The following is a 22,051-nucleotide window of genomic DNA, read 5'->3' on the forward strand; positions in this document are numbered from 1 at the left end:
AATAGTTTAGAAAACATTGTACGCAAAGCTCACGTAGTACATCCCGCCAATGGCAGGGCTGCCAAATCCGTTCCTGTAATACTCATTGGTCAGGTTAATCCCTCCCAGCTTGATCGTGGAGTGTGCCTGCAGTAAACGATAGCTCACCTGCGCATCTATCACGGCGGAGGCTGGCACGGTACCACTGCCAAATCCTATCTGGTAGAAATATGCCGGACGATAACGGAAAGTGGTGTTAAAGGAGAATCGCTCCTTCTTGCCAAAGCCGGTATTGCCAAAGTCTATATTAAAACGGTAATTAGGGGTATTAAAATTGTTTACCTGGCTGTTATTCCGGTTTTTCAGGAAATCGGAAGAGAAATTAACCTTGGCCAGAAAATGACGGGACAGGTCCACACTTACACTGGCAGCATAACCATAGGTATTTACTTTTTCTGCGCCATTATAGGCAATGTTATACTGGATATACTTGCTGCGGTCCAGGAATGCTTCCGGATCATTGATACCAGGTGTATTGGCCACATTCACATAACCGATGAAGTTTTTCCAGGTAGAGTAGTACCCCAGCACATCGATCAGCACACAGTTGGCGATCAGCGAAGAATAACCCAGCTCAAAGGCATCTACCGACTGCGGCTTGATATCGTTCAGGGCAAATTCTTTCAGATCAGCAGGGTTTTTTGTTTTCCGGAAAGAATCCACGCTCTGCAACGTGTAGGCGGGATATTTATCAAACTGGTATACCCCGTTGAGCAGGCGGTCGGAGCCCCCGGAAGCAAAACTGTTATAGTCCACCGGGGTGCTTTGGAGAGACTGTATATTGGACGGAAAACTATAGGCATTCTGATAGGAGAAGCGGATAAAGCTTTCTTTGTTCACCTCTATTACTGCGGATGCCCGGGTAGTGATACGGGGTTTGGCAAAGAGGGTATTCTTATCATAGCGGAAAGCGGCGGCCAGGCTCAGCTTGTCATGGATTACTTTTTTGGTCAGGTGCGCATAGGCACTGTATTCAGCTACATCTATCGGACCTTCTGTATCCGGGAAAAGGGTGCCTTTGGAATCCAGGCGGTACAGGCGGTAGTTCAGTCCCGCAATCAGCTCCGCAAATTTTACCAGGTGGGAAAAATTGTACTGGGCTTCTGCATTGAACAACCTGCTCCTGTCGGTAAATTTAGTGCCTCCCTGCGAAGTGGGCTTACTCGAAATACTGTCTTTCAGGTGCAGGAACTGCGGACTACCAGCAGCCGGCATACCCTGATCGGCAAATGCCCTGGCTATTACACTGGCTTCCTGGTAGTTTTTACCTTCCATCATGGCCTGTAACAGGGCGCCGGTATATTGGGGATACCAGCCATCACCGGTATTGCCATCATAACTGGGTTTCCAGGCTTCGTTGATCAGCTGGGCAGTAGGCATGGCAATAATGGTATTGCCGGAGTTTTCCCGGCTGGTATAAGCCCGCAAAAACCAATGCTCGGCTTTCAGCTCTGCCCGGTATTGCCCCAGATGAAACCCCGTGAGTGCATAACGGGTGTCGTTGCTATATACTGCATTACCCTGCCCGTAAGTGCCGGAAAGAATGGCTACCAGCTTGGGCTTTATCTTGTACCGCAATTCTACATTGGCTTTGAATAATTTGGCATCACTGCTCAGGTACCCATATTCAGGATACCCGGTACGGGCTACGTAGTGGCTGCCACTTTCCAGCAAAGGATTGATAATGGGGGCCAGCGCAGGTTCCATTGCCAAAGCACCTTCCAGGAACTGGTTGAGGTCCAGGCTGGTGCTGGCGCCATACATGTTCACGCCTTTATAGTTGGGGTTGATCAGCGGCCCCCCAATGCCATTGGCATCGGTGGTGTCTGAAGCGATCCACTCTTTGGCCTGGGTATACTGTACATTCATTTTAAAAGCAAATTTGTCGTTCACCTTTTTACCCCAGCGCACTACCCAATCGTAATAAGGGGAAGGGCCTAAAGGATCGTTGGACTTCCCTTTTTTAATATGGTTCACACCCTGGGTGATCTGGGCACTTAAGCCCTGATACTTGAATGGATCTTTGCCGGTCATCACCAGCGTGCCATTCAGCCCCCGGGAGCCATATAATGCGGAAGACGCTCCGGAAAGTACTTCCAGGTTATCCACATCCAGCTCTGTTAACCCGATAATGGCACCCAAAGGAAAGTTAAGGCCGGGTGCCTGATTATCCATCCCGTCTACGATCTGCGTGAAATTGGTATTACCACTGGTATTGAAACCACGGGTGGTAACGGTGGTAAATAGCATACTGGAAGTGGTGACATCCACCCCTTTCAGCCCCTGGAGGATATTGTAATAACTGGGCTGCGGAGAGTTGATGATGTCTTTGGTGCTGATTCTTTCAATCGTAACGGGAGACTCGATCTTTTTCTGTACAAAAAGGCTGGCCGAAACCACCACTTCCTTTCCTAATACGGATACAGGCGTAAGTTCTATGCGCTGTGCACCAGGACCGGAAACGGTGATTTCTTTTGTTTCGTAGCCAACGGAGGAAAATATAAGGACGATAGGATAGCTTTTACGGGTAGAGAATCTGAAATTGCCCTGGTCATTGGTATAGTCTCCGTTCGGGGCTTCCCGCATAGAAACGGACACGGCAGGGATCACTTCTTTGGTACTGCTGTTACGGATGTTTCCCGTTATTACATTTTGTGCCTGGGCACTACTGACCAACAGGAACAGGCAAGCCATGCCTAAAATAATAGATCTTAACATCGGCAAGGAAATTTGTGGGTTTGGTTGATAGTGCTTATACGGTTATCAAATGGTTGTGTGATACAGCGATATTACTAAAATACGTGTAGCGCAAGTGCGGCGGGGTGGCACTTTGGGGTGAAATAAGGGCTATTAGGGGTAAAATTCAGCTCACGGGGACGAATCGTTCCTGAAAGGTGGGGAGGCACGAGGCCGATACCGGAATATTCATGTCATCCAATCCTTCCAATTGCAGGTAATGACCTTTTGTATTTTTCTTAAAAAGTACCACTTTGGTAATATTGATCAGATACGATCGGTGCGATCGTACAAAACTGTCCGGCGCCAGATAACTTTCCAGTTTCTTCAGGGAAGTTCTGACCAGTTCCTTACAGATGGTGTTGCCGGAAATATAAAAAACATGTACATAGTTATCCTCTGCCTTCATCATCAGCAATTTTCCGGCATGCAGGGTTAAAACAGGTTTGTCATGTTCGTCCCGGATCAATAAACAACCGGTTACCTCCTTTATTTCCTGCCCTTTTTCCAGGCTGTTCAACCGGGCACATTTTTCCCGGGTATAAAACCATAAAAGGGCAATAAAATAAGGCAGGGGTAAAATCAGCCCGGTATAATGCAGGGTATTGATGAACTCTGTCCACGTAAAATAGAAAGTAGTGGTAATGGATACATTTACTACGGTAACCAGCAGGGATACCAGGAGTATTTCTCCTATCAGCCAGAACAGGTAGGTGGCATTGGTGAGCCGGCGCCGCCATTTAAACCGCATGAGCAGAAACTGGGTAATAGTCAATACCACCACTCCGCATAAAGTAAAAATAAGAAACAGACCTGCCAGCGGAAATTGCTCCCCTTCATACCACATATTGATATTAAAGGGCAGAAAAATATACATAAACAGGAAGCTGAACACGCTGCAGAAAATGATCAGGGTAATCCTGTTGGCCACGGGGTCCAGTAGCGTAAAACGGGGATACCTGGCAGCATACTTTATGATGGGGAAAGTATGGAAGCTTTTCATGTCGTGGATGATTTTCATTAGTTAAGATAAGTAAAAAAGCCGGAATCTGATAGCCGGAGCTGGTGCTCCTATGGAATAAAGGACAGGGTAGGTTGCCGGTTTGGCAAAACGAAATTAATTTGTAGTTTTAAACATCGTTGCCATCTTTCAAAAGGCTATTACTTTCTATTATGTTAAGATACAGTGCACTTGATGAAAAAGAACTGATGTGCAGGTTAAGAGAGCACGATGAAGTAGCCTTTACTGAAATCTATTCCAGGTATTGGAAAATGCTTTTTGGGATCGCTTATAACCGTCTGAAAGATATGGCTACCGCAGAAGATATTGTACATGATGTGCTGACGCTGGTATGGCAGAAACGGTTGGAGCTGGCGCCGGACAATCTCCCGGCATACCTGGCAGCTGCGGTAAAGTTTTCCGTCCTGGCACATCTCAGAAAAAAAATGTCTGCCCGCAATTACATCCTGCAAAGTACTGCTGAAATAACCACCACTCCTCACCCCGATGTGGTACTGCATCATAAACGTATTCTCCAGATGGTAAGGGAAGAAGTGGAAAAATTACCGGAGAAATGCCGCCTGATATTTAAAGATAGCCGCGAACAGGGACTCACTACTGCAGAAATCGCTGAAAAGTTCAATATCTCCGGCAAAACAGTGGAAAACCAGCTGAATAAGGCGCTCCGCCACCTCAAATCCTCTTTCAGAAGCCTGTTCCTCCTCCTGCTGCTCCTGTTCTTTCAACCATAAGTTCCCTTTTATTTAATTTTTTTTGCCACGGCGTAGGTGCCAGGGGAAGGTGAAGACACTTACTTATATATACATCACCCGTATGACGTTCTCAGATGAATTTAAAAAGGCGGTAGCAAACTACCTGGATGGCACTGCCACTCCCGAACAATCCCGTTTGGTGGAAGCATGGTACCACGCTTTTAATGATGAGGAGGTAACAATAGCGGCGGATATGCCGGATGCGGCCGGCAAACTGGAAGAACGCCTGCGCCTCCGGCTGGAGCACATGCTGGGGGAAGACCGGACAGTACCTGTAGTGCCTGTTAATGCCAGACCTGTATGGAAACGGATAGCAGTTGCTGCGGCCGTATTGGTATTGGTGAGTTTACTGGGCATATTATGGTACACCACTTTCTACCAGGCGGTTGAAATGGTGGTGGTGAAAACAGGGAAAGGGGAAATTAAAACGGTACAGCTGCCGGATGGTTCCCGGGTATGGCTCAATGCGATGAGTGAATTACACTACCCTGCAACTTTTGACAGTAAGCAACGCCAGGTGGAGCTGACAGGGGAGGCCTTCTTTGATATTGCAAAACAGGAACATGCAGGATTCCGTGTGCTGGCAGGAAAACTGCAGACAGAAGTGCTGGGCACCTCTTTTAATATGAAAGCCTATCAGCAGGAAACAGACATGTCGGTAGTAGTGCTGAGTGGCAAAGTAAAAGTAGGGAATGAGCAGGCGGGTACTGCTGTACTTACAGCCGGCAGCGGTATAAAATATAATACCACTACTCAAAAGATGCAGCCGGTAACTGTGCCGGCAATGGATGGTATGCCCTGGGTAGCAGGTAAACTCAGCTTTGAAGAAGAATCCCTGGAAAATATTACAGCAGCATTGTCACGCTGGTACGGGGTTACGTTTGAATTTAAAAATCCACAACTAAAATATTGCAACTACACCGGACATTTTCCCAATGATATAACATTAGAAAAACTGTTAGAACTATTCAGTACCATTAGTCATGTGCGTTATGAAATAAAGGATGGCAATAGCGTGATATTATCAGGAGAAGAGTGCCACTAATAAAAAACCAGGTAACCTGTTATCAATCAAAAAAAACCGCCCTGCCAATATAGCTGATCTGATCCATCGGCTACCGCAGGACGGTAAGTGTTAATAAATTAAACTCAACCAAATTTATGCATTTCTATGTAATGAGGCAACTATGCCTTTTACTGGGCCGTGCCCGGTATGCTTACCTATTCCAAACCAGTTTTTTTATGAAACTTTCAGGGCTTACGCTGGGTCTCATGTTTGCTTCCATATGCTGCTTGCAGGCCAGGCATGTTCACAGCCAGTCGCTGGCCGAAACAAAAGTGACGCTCCGGCTGGAAGGGGCCACTTTGAAGGCCGCTTTTACAGCTATTGAGTCACAGTCTGTTTTCAGGTTTATGTACAATTCTGACCAGATCAACGGGCAGCTGCCTGTAACATACACCGCTAATCAAAAAACGCTGCAGCTGGTGCTGAATGATATACTGGGCCGGAATAAATACCGGTACCAGTTAAAGGATAATTTTATCCTGGTTACGGCGGATGCTGCTCCCGGCCCACGTACAACGGAGCCTGTGTCAACAGTACAGCAGCTGGTGACCATTACGGGAAAGGTAAAGGATGAAAATGAACAGCCGGTACCTGGGGTAACAGTACTGCTCAAAGGCTCCACCACTGCTACCATCACGGATGAAAAAGGGACCTATACCCTGCGCGTGCCCGATGCTAAAGGAACACTGGTATTCAGCATGATCGGTTTTACTACACAGGAAATACCTGTTGATAATAAACTGGTGATTGATGTACAGCTCAAAGGTGCTTCCAGCTCCCTCAATGAGGTGATCGTGGTGGGGATGAATAATAAACAATCCAAAAGATCAGTTACAGGTGCCATTGCTACCATACAAACCAAAGAGCTGAAACAAAGTCCGGTGGCCAACCTGAGCAATGCGCTGGCCGGCCGCCTGCCCGGATTGATTACCGTGCAAACTACCGGTGAACCCGGACAGGATGCTGCGAGCCTCTATATCCGGGGGATCGGTACCTATGGTAATTCCTCTCCGCTGGTGGTGATCGATGGCTTGCCCAGGTCAGCGGCCAACTTTAGTCAGCTGGATGCTAATGAAATTGAATCCGTGACCATCCTGAAAGATGCTTCCTCCTCCGCATTATATGGTATTCAGGGGGCCAACGGCGTAATCGTTGTGACTACCCGCCGCGGTAATGCTAACCAGAAACCCAGTATCAGTTTTACCGTTCAGCAGGCGGTACAGCAACCTATCCGGCTGCCTAAGATGATGGAAACCTACGATCAGGCGCTCTACTATAATGAGTTTGATGCCAACTCCAATCTGCAACCCCGGTTTAGCCCGGAAGCATTGGAGGTGATCAAAGAAGGGAGTAACCCTTACGCCTATCCCAACGTTAACTGGTTTAAAACCATCCTGAAAGATTATTCCAGCCAAAGCCAGTATAACCTGAATATCTCCGGCGGGTCTAATGCGATCCGGTATTTTGTATCCGGAAGTTTTATTAACCAGGGTACATTGCTCCAGCACCAGGACCAGTTCTTTGATAACTATGGGGTGAAAAGCAAATTCGGCAGATATAACTTCAGGTCTAATGTGGATATGGATGTTACCTCTATGCTCAAAGTACAGGTAGACCTTGCCGGACGCCTGGAGGAAAGGACCGGCCCCGGCCCGGGATTCTCCTATATCTTTGAAGATATTGCCGGCAGATCCCAGATGGCACAGCCCGTATTTAATCCCGATGGTACTCTGGGGGCGGGTAGTGCTACCGAACTGCCTTACCGCCAGAACCCCTACGGCATGATCACCAAAAGCGGGTATTATTCCAACTACACCAATGTAATGTATGGTACCTTATCGGCCAGGCATACACTGGATTTTATTACTCCGGGATTAAGTGCGCAGCTCTTCTTCAGCTTTGAAAATAATAACAACAGGTCTACTTCCCGTTCCCAGAATTTTGATTCTTACTGGTACCGCGGGCTGGACGAAGATGGTGATCCTATCTATCAGCCACATACTGTGGCTTCCAGGCTCTCCACCTCAGGGTCCAGTAATATTGAAAGATATAATTATCTCGATTTCAGGATCAATTATACCCGTAACTGGGGCAAAAGTGCGGTGACTGCACAAGTACTGGGCAACAGGACTTTGCGTGCCATCAATGATGAACTGCCCTTTGCCTATCAGGGTGTGAGCGGACGTGCTACCTACGCTTACAACCAACGCTACTTCGCGGAAGTGAACATCGGATATAATGGTTCTGAAAATTTTGCGAAAGGAAGGCGCTATGGTATTTTCCCGGCTTTCTCCGCAGGATGGGTGCTCTCTGAAGAAAACTTCCTGAAAGGGACAGACTGGCTAAAATACCTGAAACTCCGCGGCTCCCACGGTATTGCCGGAAATGATAAAAGCTTTACCAATGCCAGATGGGTGTTTATTACAGACTATGCACCGGGTGGCGGATACCAGTTTGGCGTATCACCGTCAGGGGTAGGTGGATATAATGAGAACAAGGTGGGGAATATGTATGTTACCTGGGAACGTGCTGCCAAAAGTAATATAGGGATCGACGTTTCCCTGTTTAGAAATGAAGCCATTCAATTCACCTTCGACATTTTCCGGGAAAGGCGTACCAACATCCTCACCTCTCCGGGCGATGTGCCGGGCTTTGTGGCCATCACTAATATGGCCCCCAGAAACAGTGGTGTTGTCAACAACCAGGGTTTTGAAACTGAACTGCGCTTTAATAAGCTCATCGGAAAGGTCAGGGTCTTCACCAATGTTCAACTTACCTACGCCCGGAACAAAGTACTGGAAAATGATCAGCCCCGGCCCGCTTTCCCCTACCAGGACCTGAAAGGATATGAAGTGGGATACCAGCTGGGATATAAGGCACTGGGGCTTTTCCAGAGTGAAGATGAAATCAAAAACAGCGCTAAACAAAACTTCAGCAGTAAGCTGATACCGGGAGATGTAAAATACCTGGACGTGAATAATGATGGCGTGATCAATGCATTTGATAGGGTACCCATCCAGATCCAGAATATTCCGCGCTATATGGGCGGGCTTTCTTTGGGTGCTTCGTACAAAGGGCTTGATATCAGTATGCTGTTCAATGGTGCATTGGGTGGTACCAGCTCGTTCTGGCATTACAGTGGCAGCCTGTTGCAGTTGCAACGCTGGACACCTGAAAACACCAATACTCGGATACCGGTAGCCCACCGTTCTGACAACAACGGTATACTATCTGACCTGCTGGTGCAAAAAACGGATTATCTCAAACTGCGTAATACTGAAATAGGCTATGAATTTCCGGCAAAAATATTAGCGCCTGTAAGGGTGAAATATTTACGGATCTATGTAAATGGACAGAACCTGGCCGTATGGGATAAACTGCTGTTGAAAGACAGGGATCCCGAAACAGCGGCAAGCTTAACTTATCCATTACAAAGAATTATGAACGTGGGCGCCAGCTTAAGATTCTGATCTGCGCTGATAAACTAACAGTTATGAAGAAGCAATTTATTTATCCGGTTTATATGGTCCTGACGCTGGCAGCTTTATGGCTGTCTGGCTGTAAGAAAGATTATCTGGAAAGAACACCCAGCGATTATATCAGTGAAGAAGAGGTGTTCCGTAATATAGAAAATGCACAGGCTTTCCTCAACAATGCATATAATGCATTGCCCGATTGGCTGTATCCCAGCGATGGTGGTAATTATAATATTGGGGCAGGTACAGATGAAATGGTGCACCAGTGGTTTCATGCCAGAACAGCCCGGGATTTTAATTCCGGCAACTGGAACCCGGCTAATTTCCCCTTACAGAACGTATACACGGATTGTTACAGCGCGATCCGCCGTATTAATATCTTCCTGAAAAATTTTGATCTGATACCGGAAGAAGTAGGTACGGGTGTAGGAAACAGGAAAAACAGGCTGAAAGGAGAGGCGTATGGACTGCGTGCATTTTACTATTTTGAATTATTTAAAATGTGGGGTGGCGTACCTCTCCTGGACCATGCTTTATCACCTGCTGGTGAAAACATTTACCTGCCCAGGAATACAGAAGAGGAAGTGATCAGCTTTATCAAAAAGGATATCGAAGAAGCCATTGCACTATTACCTGCCAAGCATGATGATAGCCAGCTGGGCCGTTTTACAGCTACTGCTGCTAAAGCGCTGCTGTCAAAAGTAACCCTCTATTATGCCAGTAGCCTGTGGAATCCTGGTAATGATGCGGCACGCTGGGAAGCCGCAGCCATAGCTGCGAAAGACGCGATCAGCTATGCGGAAAAAAATGGATATATCATCTCCCTGGGAGAAGTAGGCCAGAAAAAAGCATATGAACGTATTTTCCTGGAGCTTAATAACCCTGAAGTGCTTTTCTGTAAAAATACTTACATGAGCAGCTACTGGGATTTTTATGCTTCTTCCCTGGGCTGTGGCGGCTGGTACGGAGATAGCCCTCTGCAGGAAATGGTGGATGACTATGAAACCGCAACGGGGCTTTCCATTAAAGATCCTGCTGCCCATTATAATAACCAGGACCCTTATATAAACAGGGATCCCCGCTTTTACCAGAGTATCCTCTTTCACGGAGCCCAGTGGCAGGGAAGGAAAATCAATGTGGCACCCGGTGGGCTGGACAGGGATATGGACCGGCAGCGTACCAACTATTTTGTACGTAAATATATCCAGGAAGGCCACAACCTTTTTACAGATGTTGGATCTATCTACCGCCGGTTTTCCATTTACCGTCTGGGCGAATTGTACCTTAACTATGCAGAGGCCTGGAATGAAAGATATGGTCCGGATAATACCGTGTATGATGCGGTGAATAAACTCCGGAACAGAGCTGGTATGCCTGACCTGCCGGGGGGATTATCGAAAGAAATAATGCGCGAAAGAATACGCCATGAAAGAAGAATAGAACTGGCTTTCGAAGGCCACCGTTTCTGGGACGTTCGCCGCTGGAAAATTGCGGAACAGGTGGATAATGGGGAGGTACATGGTGTAAATGTAAGTACTGCCGGCGTATTCACCTATCCTGTATACGAAACAAGGGTATTCGATAAAAAGAAACATTACGTGTTCCCTATCCCGCAAAGTGAACTGGACAAAAATCAAAATATGAAACAAAACCCCGGTTGGGAATAGCGGCTAAATTTCAACTTATGAAAATATGGAGTATGGCCATCATCATCCCGATGATGGCCGTTATGAACGCACAGGCACAATACAATGGGGAATCCCAGTTGCAGGACATCCATACGGATAATACCGTGTTTACCATCGCCAAAAATACCTGGGATGTTCAGCATAGAGGCAACCACCGGGCCATCGTTCAGGTGAAACAAACAGGCATCAAAGCGGTAAAGGTGATCCTGCCCTGGAGAAGAACAGATGAGCATCCCGAAAATAAGCAGGTGATCATTACAGAACTGGCTACAGGACAGGTGGTGAAAAACATATATCCGGCACTGATGAGCCGGGAAAAAGGAATCCTGGTATTTGAACCTTCCGCCCTGCCAGCTAAATACGCCATTTATTACCTGCCATTCAATTACCGGAACAACTGGGATGATGCCAGATATGGTCCGCCCTGGAATGATTACCTCCCTGCTGATTATAAAACAGACAGCAGCTGGCTGCAAACTGTAAAGCTGGGCATTGACCAGCTGCCGCAAGCCGGCGTGGAAAAATTTGAGGCACGGTTGTCGCATGATTTCTTTACTTCCATGGGCCTGATAGCTACCCAAACGGAAACGCAGCTACTAAAAAAGAAATCAGTAAATGATTTTACCGTGTTTCCGGAAGACCGGGCTTTTCCCATCCGTTTAACAGATGACCTGCCGCTGCGATGGATCCGGCAACCCCGCAAGGCTGCTTTCTCCGGGCAGGCCATGCGGCAGGAGTATTATTGCTACCAGCTGGGGATATGGGCCAATAAAAAGGCACTGGAAGAGGTGAGCGTGGTGTTCTCGAAACTGACGCATCAGCAGGGGAAGGACAGTATTGCCAGGGATAGTATCACCTGTTTTAACCAGGAAGGCACTAACTGGAATGGGGAAACGGTTCGCTATAAAGTAGCTGTTCCGGCAGATCATGTACAGGCGCTGTGGTGTGGGATAGCTATCCCCGCCAATGCAAAGCCCGGCAGGTATGAAGGTTGGGCTACTGTTACGGCTACCAATGCCCGGCCTCAGCAAATTAAGATCACTATCCAGGTAAAGGAACAGGTATTGCCCGACCGGGGCGATGGGGAGCTATGGCGCCATGCCCGCCTGCGCTGGCTCAATTCTACTTTAGGTATGAGTAATGAAGTGATCGCTCCCTTTGCACCATTGGTAAAACAAAACAATGTTATCCAGGTAGCAGGAAAACAGCTTACACTCAACAGCTATGGCTTGCCGGAACAGGTGCAGGTAAATAACCGGCAACTGCTAAAAACTCCCATGCAATTCACTATCAGCACCGGTATAGCTACACTGGCATTAACACCGGGCAAAACCGTCTTTACATCGGCGGCCGACGGGTGCATCAAATGGGAAAATAACTGGCAGGCCCCTACGCTGGAAATACTGTGCCGGGGACAGATTGAGTTTGACGGTTTCGTTAAATACGCGCTGACGATCCGCCCTAAAGGCAACCCGGTTACACTCAGCAATACACAGCTGGAATTACATTTTCCGGCACAGCTGGTGCCTTATATGATGGGGGCCGGATTAGCCGGAGGCAAAAGACCCGCTGCTTATTCCTGGGACTGGAAAGGCCCCTGGGACAGCTTCTGGATAGGTGATGTATTGGGCGGACTGCACCTGGAAATGCGGGGTGGTACTTATCATGGCCCGCTGTTAAATGATTATAAACCTGCACCACCCCCTGCCTGGTATAACAATGGCAAGGGAGGAATTACCCTGCAGGAAGCGGGAAGCGGACAGGTGAAGATGACCATTTTTACAGGTGAGCGGACGCTGCAACAGGATGCAACGCTGGAGATGCCTTTTGCTATGCTGATCACACCGGCAAAAGAAGTGCATCCTAAAAAACACTTTTCGGAAAGATACTATCATCAGGATCCCACAAAAGTGGAGCAAGCTGCACAGTATGGTGCCAATATTATCAATATCCATCACAATGCGGTACAGAACCCTTACATCAACTACCCCTTTATCGAAAGGGATACGCTGATCAGTTATGTAAAGGCACAGCATAAAGCAGGCAGGAAAGTAAAACTTTATTACACTATCCGGGAGCTGACGAACTACACCACGGAAATCTATGCCCTCAAAAGCCTGGGGCATGAAATATTTCCGGGTGGTCCCGGACAGGGCGCGCCCTGGTTATCAGAACACCTTGTCAACGATTATAAAGGAGCCTGGTATACGCCTGTTGGCAACCAGAGCGCAGATGCATCTATTGTTTTAAATGGTTTTTCCAGATGGATCAACTATTATATTGAGGGACTGAACTGGATGATGAAAAATTACGGGATCGATGGATTATACCTGGATGATGTGGCCTACGACCGCGAAGTGCTGAAACGTATGCGCCGGGTAATGATGGCCAATAATCCAGGGGCATTGCTCGACCTGCATTCCAACACCAATTATTCTATCGGACCGGCCAATCAGTATGCTGATTTTTTCCCTTACCTGGACCGGGTATGGTTTGGTGAATGGTTCCGGTATAATAAAATGACACCTGATGAATGGCTGGTGCAGTTTTCCGGTATCCCCTTCGGCGTGATGAGTGAAATGCTACAGGATGGGGGCAACAGATGGCTGGGAATGGTATACGGTGCTACCACCAGGTTCTATAATTCAGATGAAACGGCGCCCGGCCCTATCTGGAAATATTGGGATGCAGTAGATATCGGGAATAAGACAATGTATGGTTACTGGAATGAAGATTGCCCGGTAAAGTGTGATAATGAAAATGTGAAGGTAACTGCTTATGCAGGCAAGGACACTTTATTACTGGCCATCGGCAATTTCAGTGATACGCTGCAGCAGGCCCGGCTGTCATTGACCGGTGAATGGAAAAGCTGGGAAGGACAGGTGCAAATGGAAGCTCCTGCTATTGAAAGATATCAGGAAGCCCGGACATTTACAGCAGGACAACCCATCACGGTGCCTCCCAAAAAAGGATGGTTAGTACTGCTGACCAGGAAGGAGTCATCACGCTAAATAACAAACACTACAGAAATCAGGATAGCAGGGAATATGATTTAATCCAATAGAAATTTAAAATTTATCAGTACTTTATACCTGGATGACATTTGCCAACGGGACCCCGCTGTACAGAGTGGCCGTAGTACCTGTATAAGACAGGAAAGTGCTGGTATTTTTTAAAACATAAAATCTTATAGGTGAAACATTTTTCCCTGCTCCCTATTATCATCTGCATGGCTTTATCAGGTCTGCAGTGTTCACATCCCACTGTAAAACATAAGTCGCCCGCCGAAGATACATTGCCGGTAACCGGCAGACCCCTGTTTAAAGATTTTATGGGGATCAACGGGCATTTTACTTTTAAGCCGGAGCTATACAACCAGGTATGCCGCCTGGTACGCAACTATCATAACATAGACTGGGACGTAAAGCAATTGGGTAATCCTGTTACTATTCCCGTAGCGGCCAACCAGGTGAACTGGAAAACCAGTGTATACGGTCCCTGGAAAAATGCGGGCTTTGAAACGGATATCTGTATTCAGTTTGCCTCTTTCGGCGCAGGTCATCCCAACTATCAGCAATTATGGGCTGGTAAAGAGCAGTGGTGCTATGATTATGGAAAGGCAATGGCGGCTTATTATGGTCCTTCTGGTAAGGAACAGCTAGCTACTTCCATGGAAATCGGTAATGAACCCGGCGCCCGTTTTGATACCTTGTTATTCCGTACCATCTTTAAAAAAATGGCCCAGGGTATCCGGGATGGAGACCCGAAAGTAAAGATACTGACCCCTACTGTACATGCACGTAAGGCAGATCCTTATTCCCAGAGCCTGTATGGCATGTATGCACAGCAGGATATTCTGCCCCTGTATGATGTGATCAATGTGCATACTTATTCCACCCTGGAAAAATCAGCTACTTCCGAAAATACCTGGAACCGCAGTTATCCGGAAGATCCGGAACTCAATTACCTGAAAGTAATTGACGAAGCTATTGCGTGGCGGAACAATTATGCCGGGGATAAAGCGGTGTGGGTAACAGAATTCGGATATGATGCCTGTACTCCCGAGGCCATGAAACACCGGAAAGACTGGGCATTGAAACTAAACTGGCAGGGGGCCAGCGACCTGATGCAGGCGCAATACCTGGTACGCTCTTTCCTGGTTTTTGCAGAGCGGGATGTACAGCGGGCTTATCTGTATTATTACAATGATGAGGATGAGGCATCGTTTCATGCAGCCTCCGGACTTACCCGCAATTTTAATCCCAAGATGTCTTTCTGGGCAGTAAAGCAACTGTATCAAACCTTGGGTGATTACCGGTTTAAACGTGCCGTAAAGCGGCAGGCAGGAGAACTGTATGTATATGAATTTGAGCATGGGCAGGACCCCAAAAAGCTGGTATGGGTGGCCTGGTCACCTACAGGGGCCAAAACGCAGGAACAACAGGGATATAAGCCCCATGAAACTGCTGTTACGCTGCACAACCTGCCGGGTACACCGGTGCATGTGACAGGCATGGCTACGGCAGCTGGCGATGCACCACAACCCGCCTGGCAGGATGTGGGCGATGCTGCCATGACGCTTACCATTGGAGAAAGTCCGGTGTATATAACGATCCACCGTTTTTAATGCGGTGAAGCGTGAAAATAATATCAGTAGGGTGGCGAAACAGGTGGGATAAGTACTGTTTAAGTGCAGTTTTAGCTATAGATACTCCTATGCAAAGCCTACTTTAAAGTACCTTTAAAGTATCTTTAAAGCATCTTTGAAGTACCTATAAAGTACCCCTTATAAGGGATACTATATAGGTACTTGAAATATCGGTTATAGGATTTTCACCTATGGGATATTTACTTGTCAAGGAGGGCTTTTAATTGTTGATGTAAGGCATCTCCCCGCAGGTTTTGCGCTACTACCTTACCATCAGGGCCAATCAGATAGTTTTGAGGGATGGCCTGTATGCCATACAGCTTTGCGGCTTCATTGTTCCAGAATTTCAGATCGGATACCTGTGTCCAGGTAAGCTGATCATCCGCAATAGCTTTCAGCCAGCGATCCCGTGCATCCGGCTTGTCCAGCGATACACCCAATACAGTAAAACCCTTATCCTTGTATTGCTGAAAGGCTTTTACTACATGCGGGTTTTCTGCCCGGCAGGGAACGCACCAGCTGGCCCAGAAATCCAGCAGCACATATTTTCCCCGGAAAGAAGACAGGCGGATCATCGTACCACTGGTATCAGCCTGAGCAAAATCAGGGGCTATTTGTCCTATACCGGTTTTCCGGGCTATTTCGAGCCTTCCTGCAAAAGTTTTTGCCGCCTTCCCTTTCCGTACATTAGCAGATAGTGCTTCAAACATGGGATGGATGGTGCTGTAATCAAGCGCGCCACCGGCATATTCTATCAGGGCATCCAGGCTGACCAGGCTGCGGGGGTTTTTGATGATATAATCCTTCAGCTGTTCGTTTTTAGCTGCTCTTATTTTTCCCAGCGCACTGTCGCGACTGGCTTTAACAGCAGGGTCTTTTTTGTCAGCATCGGATAGTGCGGCATAGTCTTTCATCAGTTGCCGCAACTGGTCTGTTTGTGGTTTTATAAGACGGGAAAGCACGGTATAATCCTTGTTGACCGGACCGCCTTTTATTTCCGCTGCACGAAAAGAGTTATTGACGGAGGTAACTGTTATAACACCTGGTTCCAGGTAAAGATTGATCACTTCTACAGCAGCACGTTTATTGGCATCTTTACTTTTAGACGTCAGTGCCAGAAATACCTTTATTGGTTCGCTGCGATTGCCTTTCAGCTCAAACATGCCATTTTGGATCATGGCGGAGTCTTCCACCAGCTTTCCATCTTCCGGAAACTGCATGACCACTTTGGAGGAATCATGCCCGGTGCCCACATTACCTTTGATTTTATATTGCCAGGATTTTTGGGCACACACCGTCAGGGAAGGTCCCAGTAATAATAACAGGAATACTTTTTTCATGTGTTGGTTCGTTGATTTTTGCGCAATATACTGGTTTGCATATCAATATCTTAAGATTAAGGATTGTCGGTCAAACCAGGTGATTGAGATAATAATTTTTCAGAAAACTTTAATACAAAACGTGTTGGTTTGAGTGTATAGGTAGCCGTTATATTGCCATCGGCACCGTATACGGTATGTTTATATTGGGCATCTGCAAAAAGCGGGTCGGTAGACAGGCGGCGCATATCAAACCACCTGAATCCCATGGTGGCAAATTCGCGACGGCGTTCTTCAATAATAAACCGGATCAGTCCGGGTTGGTCCGCAGGTATCCCGGCGGCGGCATCTGCTGCGGGCATCCGGTGGTTGCGAAGCGTCAGCAGGTGTTTGGTAGCACCGGTGATATCGCCGGTACGGGCTTTTGCTTCGGCGCTTAATAAATAGAGGTCGGGCAATTGTATACCGATGGAGTTGCCGATGAATCCTGCCCTCGACCGGTAAAGTCCGGCCGGAAGGGCAGGTGCAGGTCCGGGATAAATAGGGCTATAGGTATTGGAATATAATTTCAGGCGCTGGTCATTAGGGCCATACAGGGCATAGGTTTCCGGGCTGATCACCAATGCAGAAGAGGCCCCCATCCAGGTGATGGCCACAGACTGTGCTACCAGTGTTTCGGGATAGCCATGTCCTTGTGCAGGGGTAGGCACCATGTCGGGTGTGGTGAAAATATACCCTGTTATCGGGTTATTGACCTTAGCAGTATTGTAATCTATCAACCCCACTTTACCACTTACTGTAAATGCAGCAGGCAGTTGTGTGATGGCATCGTCCAGCAGTGCATCTGCACGTGTGGCATTACCCATAAACAGGTATACTTTGCCGAGCAATGCCGTAGCTCCTGCGCGGGTAAAGCGGTTGGCATCCGTTTGTACAAGCGGTAATTTGGGGATGGCGCTGGTCAGATCGTCTATTATCTGATCATATACTTCCTGTACAGATGCACGTACGAAGCTGGTTTGTGTAAAATCACTTTGCAGTACAATAGGTACACCAGGATCGGTAGCTGCTGTGGCGGCGTTATAAGGTTTACCAAAATAATTGATCAGCATAAAATAAGCGAAACCACGTTGTGTACGGGCTTCTGCCTGGTATTGTTCTTTTTGTTGTAAGGTACCTCCGGAGGCGTCCATTACTTCATGAAAAATTTTATTGATACTGTACAGTCGATTGTATAAACCGGCTATTTCATTACAATCTTCATCGGGGCGGTACACGTTATCCGCCCAGGCAAACAGGTTTTGCCCACGGTTGGCGGGAGCACTGAAGGTGGAGGGATTGGAGAAGTAAGGCTCCAGTCCGGCTACGTCATCTCCTGCAATATGCTGGGCATTAAGAAAAAAACCATTGCCGGTAAGCCGGTTAAAGAGTACATCTTCCAGCATATTGTTGTAGTCAGCAATATTGCCGGCAATAACTTTGCCTTTGGGCTTTACATCCAGAAAACCTTTGGTGCAGGACCACAGACTGATAGCTAATAACATCACGCCAGCCGCTGCAGGTATATTTTTTATAGTCAATTTCATATTTGTATGTTGAAAGTGTTGCTGTCTGTATTAAAAAGTAACGTGTGCACCGATAGTAAAGGAATGCTGGTTAAAAGGTACATTCCGCATGCTGTTCACATAGCCGGAAGCCGTGTTGCTGTTGATCACTCCCATACCACTGTAGAACTCCGGATCAATATCATATTTGTTGGCTTTCCACAGCATGATGTTATTCATCTGTACCCGGAAAGTGATGGCAGATGCGCGGATACGGTTTACAATACCGGCAGGCATATCATAGGCCAGGGTAATATCCCGCAGTTTGATATAATCTCCTTTGATCACATTGATGTCTGCAGCAGTATAATAATTCAGGTCTGTGCGGGAGGCTCTGTCGGCCGCCGGATCATAAGCAGGGATATTGGTGAAGGCCTCATCGCCCGCCTGTTTCCAGCGGTATTGAAAATCTTCGTGCAGGTTACCGCTGATATAGTTGCGGGTCATCATCCTGCCGGTAAAAAAGTCGTTTACGTCCCGGCGTAGTACAAAGGCGAAGTTGTACACCATGTTAACCCCCAGGTTAAATCTTTTGTACCGGAAGTTGTTACTGAAGCCTCCGCTTACCAGCGGTTGTGTGCTACCCATATTTACCAGGTCGGTCACTTTGGCTATACCTGGTGTTTTGGTAACAGTACCATCTGCCAGTTTTATTTGGGGATCGCCCACAGCATCCAGTCCGGCATAACGGTATGCCAGCAACGAAAATGGCTGATAGCCTTGTATCAGCCCTATCATTTGTGGCTTATAATATACCGGTAGCAATAACCTGAGCAGACTGCTGGCATATACATACGGGGTTTCCGTATACAGGGTAACGACCTTGCCTTTATTATGTGCGAGGGTAAGCTGGGTAGACCAGGTAAAATCTTTCTGGTCAATGTTGATGGTATTTAACCGCAGTTCTATCCCTGCATTATTGATTACCCCGGCATTGCCATAGATAGAAGTATATCCGGTGAAAGGATTTTGCGGCACATCTCCCAGCAGGCCGGTGGTATGCTTGCGGTAGTAGTCAACACTTCCCGTAATACGGTTATTGAAAACACCGAAGTCTACCCCCACGTTAATATTCTGTGTTTGTTCCCAGCTGATGTGGCTGTTGCCCGGGGTAGTGATTTGCAGGGTATTGACCGAACCTGCCGGAACACCTACCGCCATGCCACGCTCCAGGATGTCGTAGGAGCCACCTGATCCGGGTACAGGGGAGTTACCGGTGATGCCATAAGTAGCCCGTAACTGGAGGCGGTCCAGCCATTTGATATCCGCAGCAAATGTTTCCCTGTTCATTATCCAGCTGCCACCTACTGCCCATACAGGTTTGGCCTGTGCAGCCACATCAGTGCCAAATAAATTGGACTGATCAAAACGCGTACTGGCATTGATGGTGTATTTACGCAGAAAGGTATAGGCTGCATTAGCGTAGTATGACCTGAAACGGGTATCTGCGTAATACTCGCTAAAGGCATCATTGATTTTATAGGTAGCGGCGGTATTGATAATAGTATTGCTGATACCGCTACCTGTAGAGGGATAGTCTATGGCTTTGTGGGTAAGAAGGTTCTCATCATATCCTCTTACTTTAGCGGTGATACCGGTAGCGATCTGCTGTTGTATTTCTGTTCCTGCCAGCGCTGTCAGCTGGTGGCGGTTGTTTTGCCAGCTATTGTCATATACCAGCTGGTTGCGTACCGTCCAGTTTTTTTGCTGCACATTGTTGGTCAGATAAGTGCCACCGGTAGTGGGTACAAAAGATTTGAGGGCAGGGCTGGTCACGGTCATTTTTCCTATTTCCAGCTGGCCATCATACCCGGTTACCGCATCAAAGGATTTAGACTGATTGTTGACCAGCACACCACCATAGGTACCTTCAAAACGCAGGCCGTCATACAGTTTAAGCGTTACGCCAGCCAGCAGACGGTTGTTCTGGTTATTGGCATTCGTATATCCGGAATGGAAATTATCTGATGGGTTGTACGACAGGTTGAGCTGCCCTATATCAGGTAAGCCTGTACTTTTTTGTTCATATGCATTTCTCAGTGAATCGTTGATATTGATCCACGACATATCCTGTGATTGGCCGTTGGCATCCAGGAAGGAAGCATAGGGCACAAAGCGGCTGTCGGGAGATATACTGCGCCTGGCAGCAGTGGTGTTATACGCGATATTGGTGATCAGGTATACCTGCAGGTTTTTATTAAAGCTATAGTCCTGGCGGGCATTTATCTGGTAGGTATTATTCTTTTCGCCGGGCGTAGGATTTTTATTGTCCGTATAACTAAGGGAAGCATATACGCCATATTTTCCTGCTGATCCATTGATAGCAACCGTATGGTTGTTCAGCATAGCATTCCTGTACCAGTTATCTTTCATTTGCTGGAGGTTATTTACCGTAGCCATTTCTTCCAGGGTTTTATGCTGGTAAAACGCCGGCATCCAGGCTGTTTGTCCGTACAGCAGGTATTCATGCGGAAGGACAGGGCTGGTACCCCGTGTCTGATCGGGAGCGGTGATGGTTTTCCAGTCGGTAGCACCCCCTCTTACATACCCCGGCATATTATACAGTTCCTGCATCGTTTGCAGGTATTGTGCACTGTTCATCCGTGGAAAGGTGTTGATGTCGGGTTTGCCCTGGAAGCTGTAGAATACATCATAATCCACCCGGAGTTTATCCTGGTTTTTGGATCCTTTTTTAGTAGTTACCACAATAACACCGTTGGCAGCCCTGGCGCCCCAGATAGAGGCCGCAGTGGCATCTTTCAGCACGGTAATATCAGCCACATCATTTGGGTTCACCGCATTCAGATCATCTACCGGTATCCCATCTACTACGTATAAAGGTTGGGTAGCCCCGCTGATAGAAGTAATGCCGCGCAGCATAACCGGGTAGTAGCTGCTGTTGGTTCCGTTATTCAGGGACAGACCGGGAATCTGCCCGTCCAGCCGCTGAAGCAGGTTCATGGTGCCACTGCGGGCTTTCACTACTTCCATATCAGGTTTGGCAAAGGAGCCGGTGCTTCTTTCTTTGGAAATGGTTTGGTAACCGGTATTGGCAGTCACCACAATAGCAGTCAATGCTGTGATATTGGGCTTTAAAGTTATTACCAGGGTAGTTTGACTGGCCACTTTTACCTCGGTATAATTCATGTTTACACTGGTAAAGGCCAGTGTAGCATCGGGAGATACACCGTTCAGCACAAAGCTACCGCTTGCATCCGTAGCGGTACCGTTGGAAGTACCTTTCACGGAAACGGATACACCGGGTACCGGTTCTCCTTTTTCATCGAGTACTTTCCCTTTCACTTCCCCACTGAAAGCAGGTGACAGGGCTGCCACCTCGTCGGCAGAGGAAGGCTTACCAGCCGCAGTTACCGGCTTGATGATCACGGTATGGTCGATCACGGAGAAGGTGAGCGGTTGATCTTTCAGGCATTGTTTCAGCACCTCTTCAACGGAACTTTTATTGACCTGGAGATTTTTCACGGTAATACCTTCCGTGAGCCGTTCGTTGAAAACAAAGTTATAGCTGGTCTGTTCCCGGATCTTTTTCAGCACCGTTTTGAGTGGTACATTTTTAACAGAAAGTGTAATGCCCTGACCAAAGGCAGCCGTGCTTACCTGCAGGCATAAAACAAATAGTACAATAGTAGTTAGTTTCACAATCAATCTTTATTTGGTTGGTTTATCACGCAGGCGCGTGTA

Annotated in this window: 11 protein-coding genes; 6 read left to right on the forward strand and 5 right to left on the reverse strand. The window is 47.4% G+C overall.

What is annotated here, in order from left to right; translation table 11 throughout:
• Window positions 1–6: 6 nt before the first annotated feature.
• Both ABR189_RS23720 and ABR189_RS23725 read right to left on the reverse strand, forming a co-directional pair.
• On the reverse strand, window positions 7–2,757 hold the full coding sequence (locus ABR189_RS23720) for a carboxypeptidase-like regulatory domain-containing protein (protein ID WP_354662980.1): 2,751 nt from the start codon (window positions 2,755–2,757) through the stop codon (window positions 7–9).
• 145 nt (window positions 2,758–2,902) lie between these two features.
• Window positions 2,903–3,778, reverse strand: coding sequence for a LytTR family DNA-binding domain-containing protein (locus ABR189_RS23725; RefSeq protein ID WP_354662981.1), 876 nt, complete (start codon window positions 3,776–3,778; stop codon window positions 2,903–2,905).
• A gap of 170 nt (window positions 3,779–3,948) precedes the next feature.
• Between ABR189_RS23725 and ABR189_RS23730 the strand changes: the two genes are divergently transcribed.
• From ABR189_RS23730 to ABR189_RS23755, 6 genes are all read left to right on the forward strand, one after another.
• Window positions 3,949–4,527, forward strand: a complete 579-nt coding sequence (locus ABR189_RS23730; protein WP_354662982.1) for an RNA polymerase sigma factor — start codon at window positions 3,949–3,951, stop codon at window positions 4,525–4,527.
• 82 nt (window positions 4,528–4,609) lie between these two features.
• The gene (locus ABR189_RS23735) at window positions 4,610–5,593 is read left to right on the forward strand and encodes a FecR family protein (RefSeq protein WP_354662983.1); all 984 of its coding nucleotides are present in this window, start codon (window positions 4,610–4,612) and stop codon (window positions 5,591–5,593) included.
• Window positions 5,594–5,790: 197 nt separating this feature from the next.
• Window positions 5,791–9,084, forward strand: coding sequence for a SusC/RagA family TonB-linked outer membrane protein (locus tag ABR189_RS23740; RefSeq protein WP_354662984.1), 3,294 nt, complete (start codon window positions 5,791–5,793; stop codon window positions 9,082–9,084).
• Window positions 9,085–9,107: 23 nt separating this feature from the next.
• Window positions 9,108–10,757, forward strand: coding sequence for a RagB/SusD family nutrient uptake outer membrane protein (locus ABR189_RS23745; protein WP_354662985.1), 1,650 nt, complete (start codon window positions 9,108–9,110; stop codon window positions 10,755–10,757).
• A gap of 17 nt (window positions 10,758–10,774) precedes the next feature.
• Window positions 10,775–13,789, forward strand: coding sequence for a glycoside hydrolase domain-containing protein (locus tag ABR189_RS23750; RefSeq protein ID WP_354662986.1), 3,015 nt, complete (start codon window positions 10,775–10,777; stop codon window positions 13,787–13,789).
• A 182-nt stretch (window positions 13,790–13,971) separates the two neighbouring features.
• Complete coding sequence (locus tag ABR189_RS23755) at window positions 13,972–15,405, forward strand: hypothetical protein (RefSeq protein WP_354662987.1); 1,434 nt, start codon at window positions 13,972–13,974, stop codon at window positions 15,403–15,405.
• A 221-nt stretch (window positions 15,406–15,626) separates the two neighbouring features.
• On the opposite strand, the gene ABR189_RS23760 is transcribed toward ABR189_RS23755, so the two are convergent.
• The 3 genes from ABR189_RS23760 to ABR189_RS23770 are packed head-to-tail and all read right to left on the reverse strand — an operon-like array spanning window position 15,627 to window position 22,009.
• Window positions 15,627–16,766 carry a redoxin domain-containing protein gene (locus tag ABR189_RS23760; protein ID WP_354662988.1) on the reverse strand — a complete coding sequence of 380 codons (1,140 nt, stop codon included), beginning with the start codon at window positions 16,764–16,766 and terminating at the stop codon, window positions 15,627–15,629.
• A gap of 56 nt (window positions 16,767–16,822) precedes the next feature.
• Window positions 16,823–18,331: a RagB/SusD family nutrient uptake outer membrane protein gene (locus tag ABR189_RS23765; RefSeq protein WP_354662989.1), complete on the reverse strand. Its 1,509-nt coding sequence runs from the start codon at window positions 18,329–18,331 to the stop codon at window positions 16,823–16,825.
• Window positions 18,332–18,361: 30 nt separating this feature from the next.
• The gene (locus ABR189_RS23770; protein WP_354662990.1) at window positions 18,362–22,009 is read right to left on the reverse strand and encodes a SusC/RagA family TonB-linked outer membrane protein; all 3,648 of its coding nucleotides are present in this window, start codon (window positions 22,007–22,009) and stop codon (window positions 18,362–18,364) included.
• Between the last annotated feature and the right edge of the window lie 42 nt (window positions 22,010–22,051).

Origin of the sequence: Chitinophaga sp. H8, from assembly GCF_040567655.1 — a bacterium.
GTDB classification, from domain to species: domain Bacteria; phylum Bacteroidota; class Bacteroidia; order Chitinophagales; family Chitinophagaceae; genus Chitinophaga; species Chitinophaga defluvii.

What these genes read in the sequence shown, in the direction of transcription:
- ABR189_RS23765 (WP_354662989.1), bottom strand. Translation starts at nt 18,331, where the DNA reads ATGAAATTGACTATAAAAAATATACCTGCAGCGGCTGGCGTGATGTTA.
- ABR189_RS23750 (WP_354662986.1), top strand. Translation starts at nt 10,775, where the DNA reads ATGAAAATATGGAGTATGGCCATCATCATCCCGATGATGGCCGTTATG.
- ABR189_RS23730 (WP_354662982.1), top strand. Translation starts at nt 3,949, where the DNA reads ATGTTAAGATACAGTGCACTTGATGAAAAAGAACTGATGTGCAGGTTA.
- ABR189_RS23740 (WP_354662984.1), top strand. Translation starts at nt 5,791, where the DNA reads ATGAAACTTTCAGGGCTTACGCTGGGTCTCATGTTTGCTTCCATATGC.
- ABR189_RS23720 (WP_354662980.1), bottom strand. Translation starts at nt 2,757, where the DNA reads ATGTTAAGATCTATTATTTTAGGCATGGCTTGCCTGTTCCTGTTGGTC.
- ABR189_RS23760 (WP_354662988.1), bottom strand. Translation starts at nt 16,766, where the DNA reads ATGAAAAAAGTATTCCTGTTATTATTACTGGGACCTTCCCTGACGGTG.
- ABR189_RS23745 (WP_354662985.1), top strand. Translation starts at nt 9,108, where the DNA reads ATGAAGAAGCAATTTATTTATCCGGTTTATATGGTCCTGACGCTGGCA.
- ABR189_RS23735 (WP_354662983.1), top strand. Translation starts at nt 4,610, where the DNA reads ATGACGTTCTCAGATGAATTTAAAAAGGCGGTAGCAAACTACCTGGAT.
- ABR189_RS23725 (WP_354662981.1), bottom strand. Translation starts at nt 3,778, where the DNA reads ATGAAAAGCTTCCATACTTTCCCCATCATAAAGTATGCTGCCAGGTAT.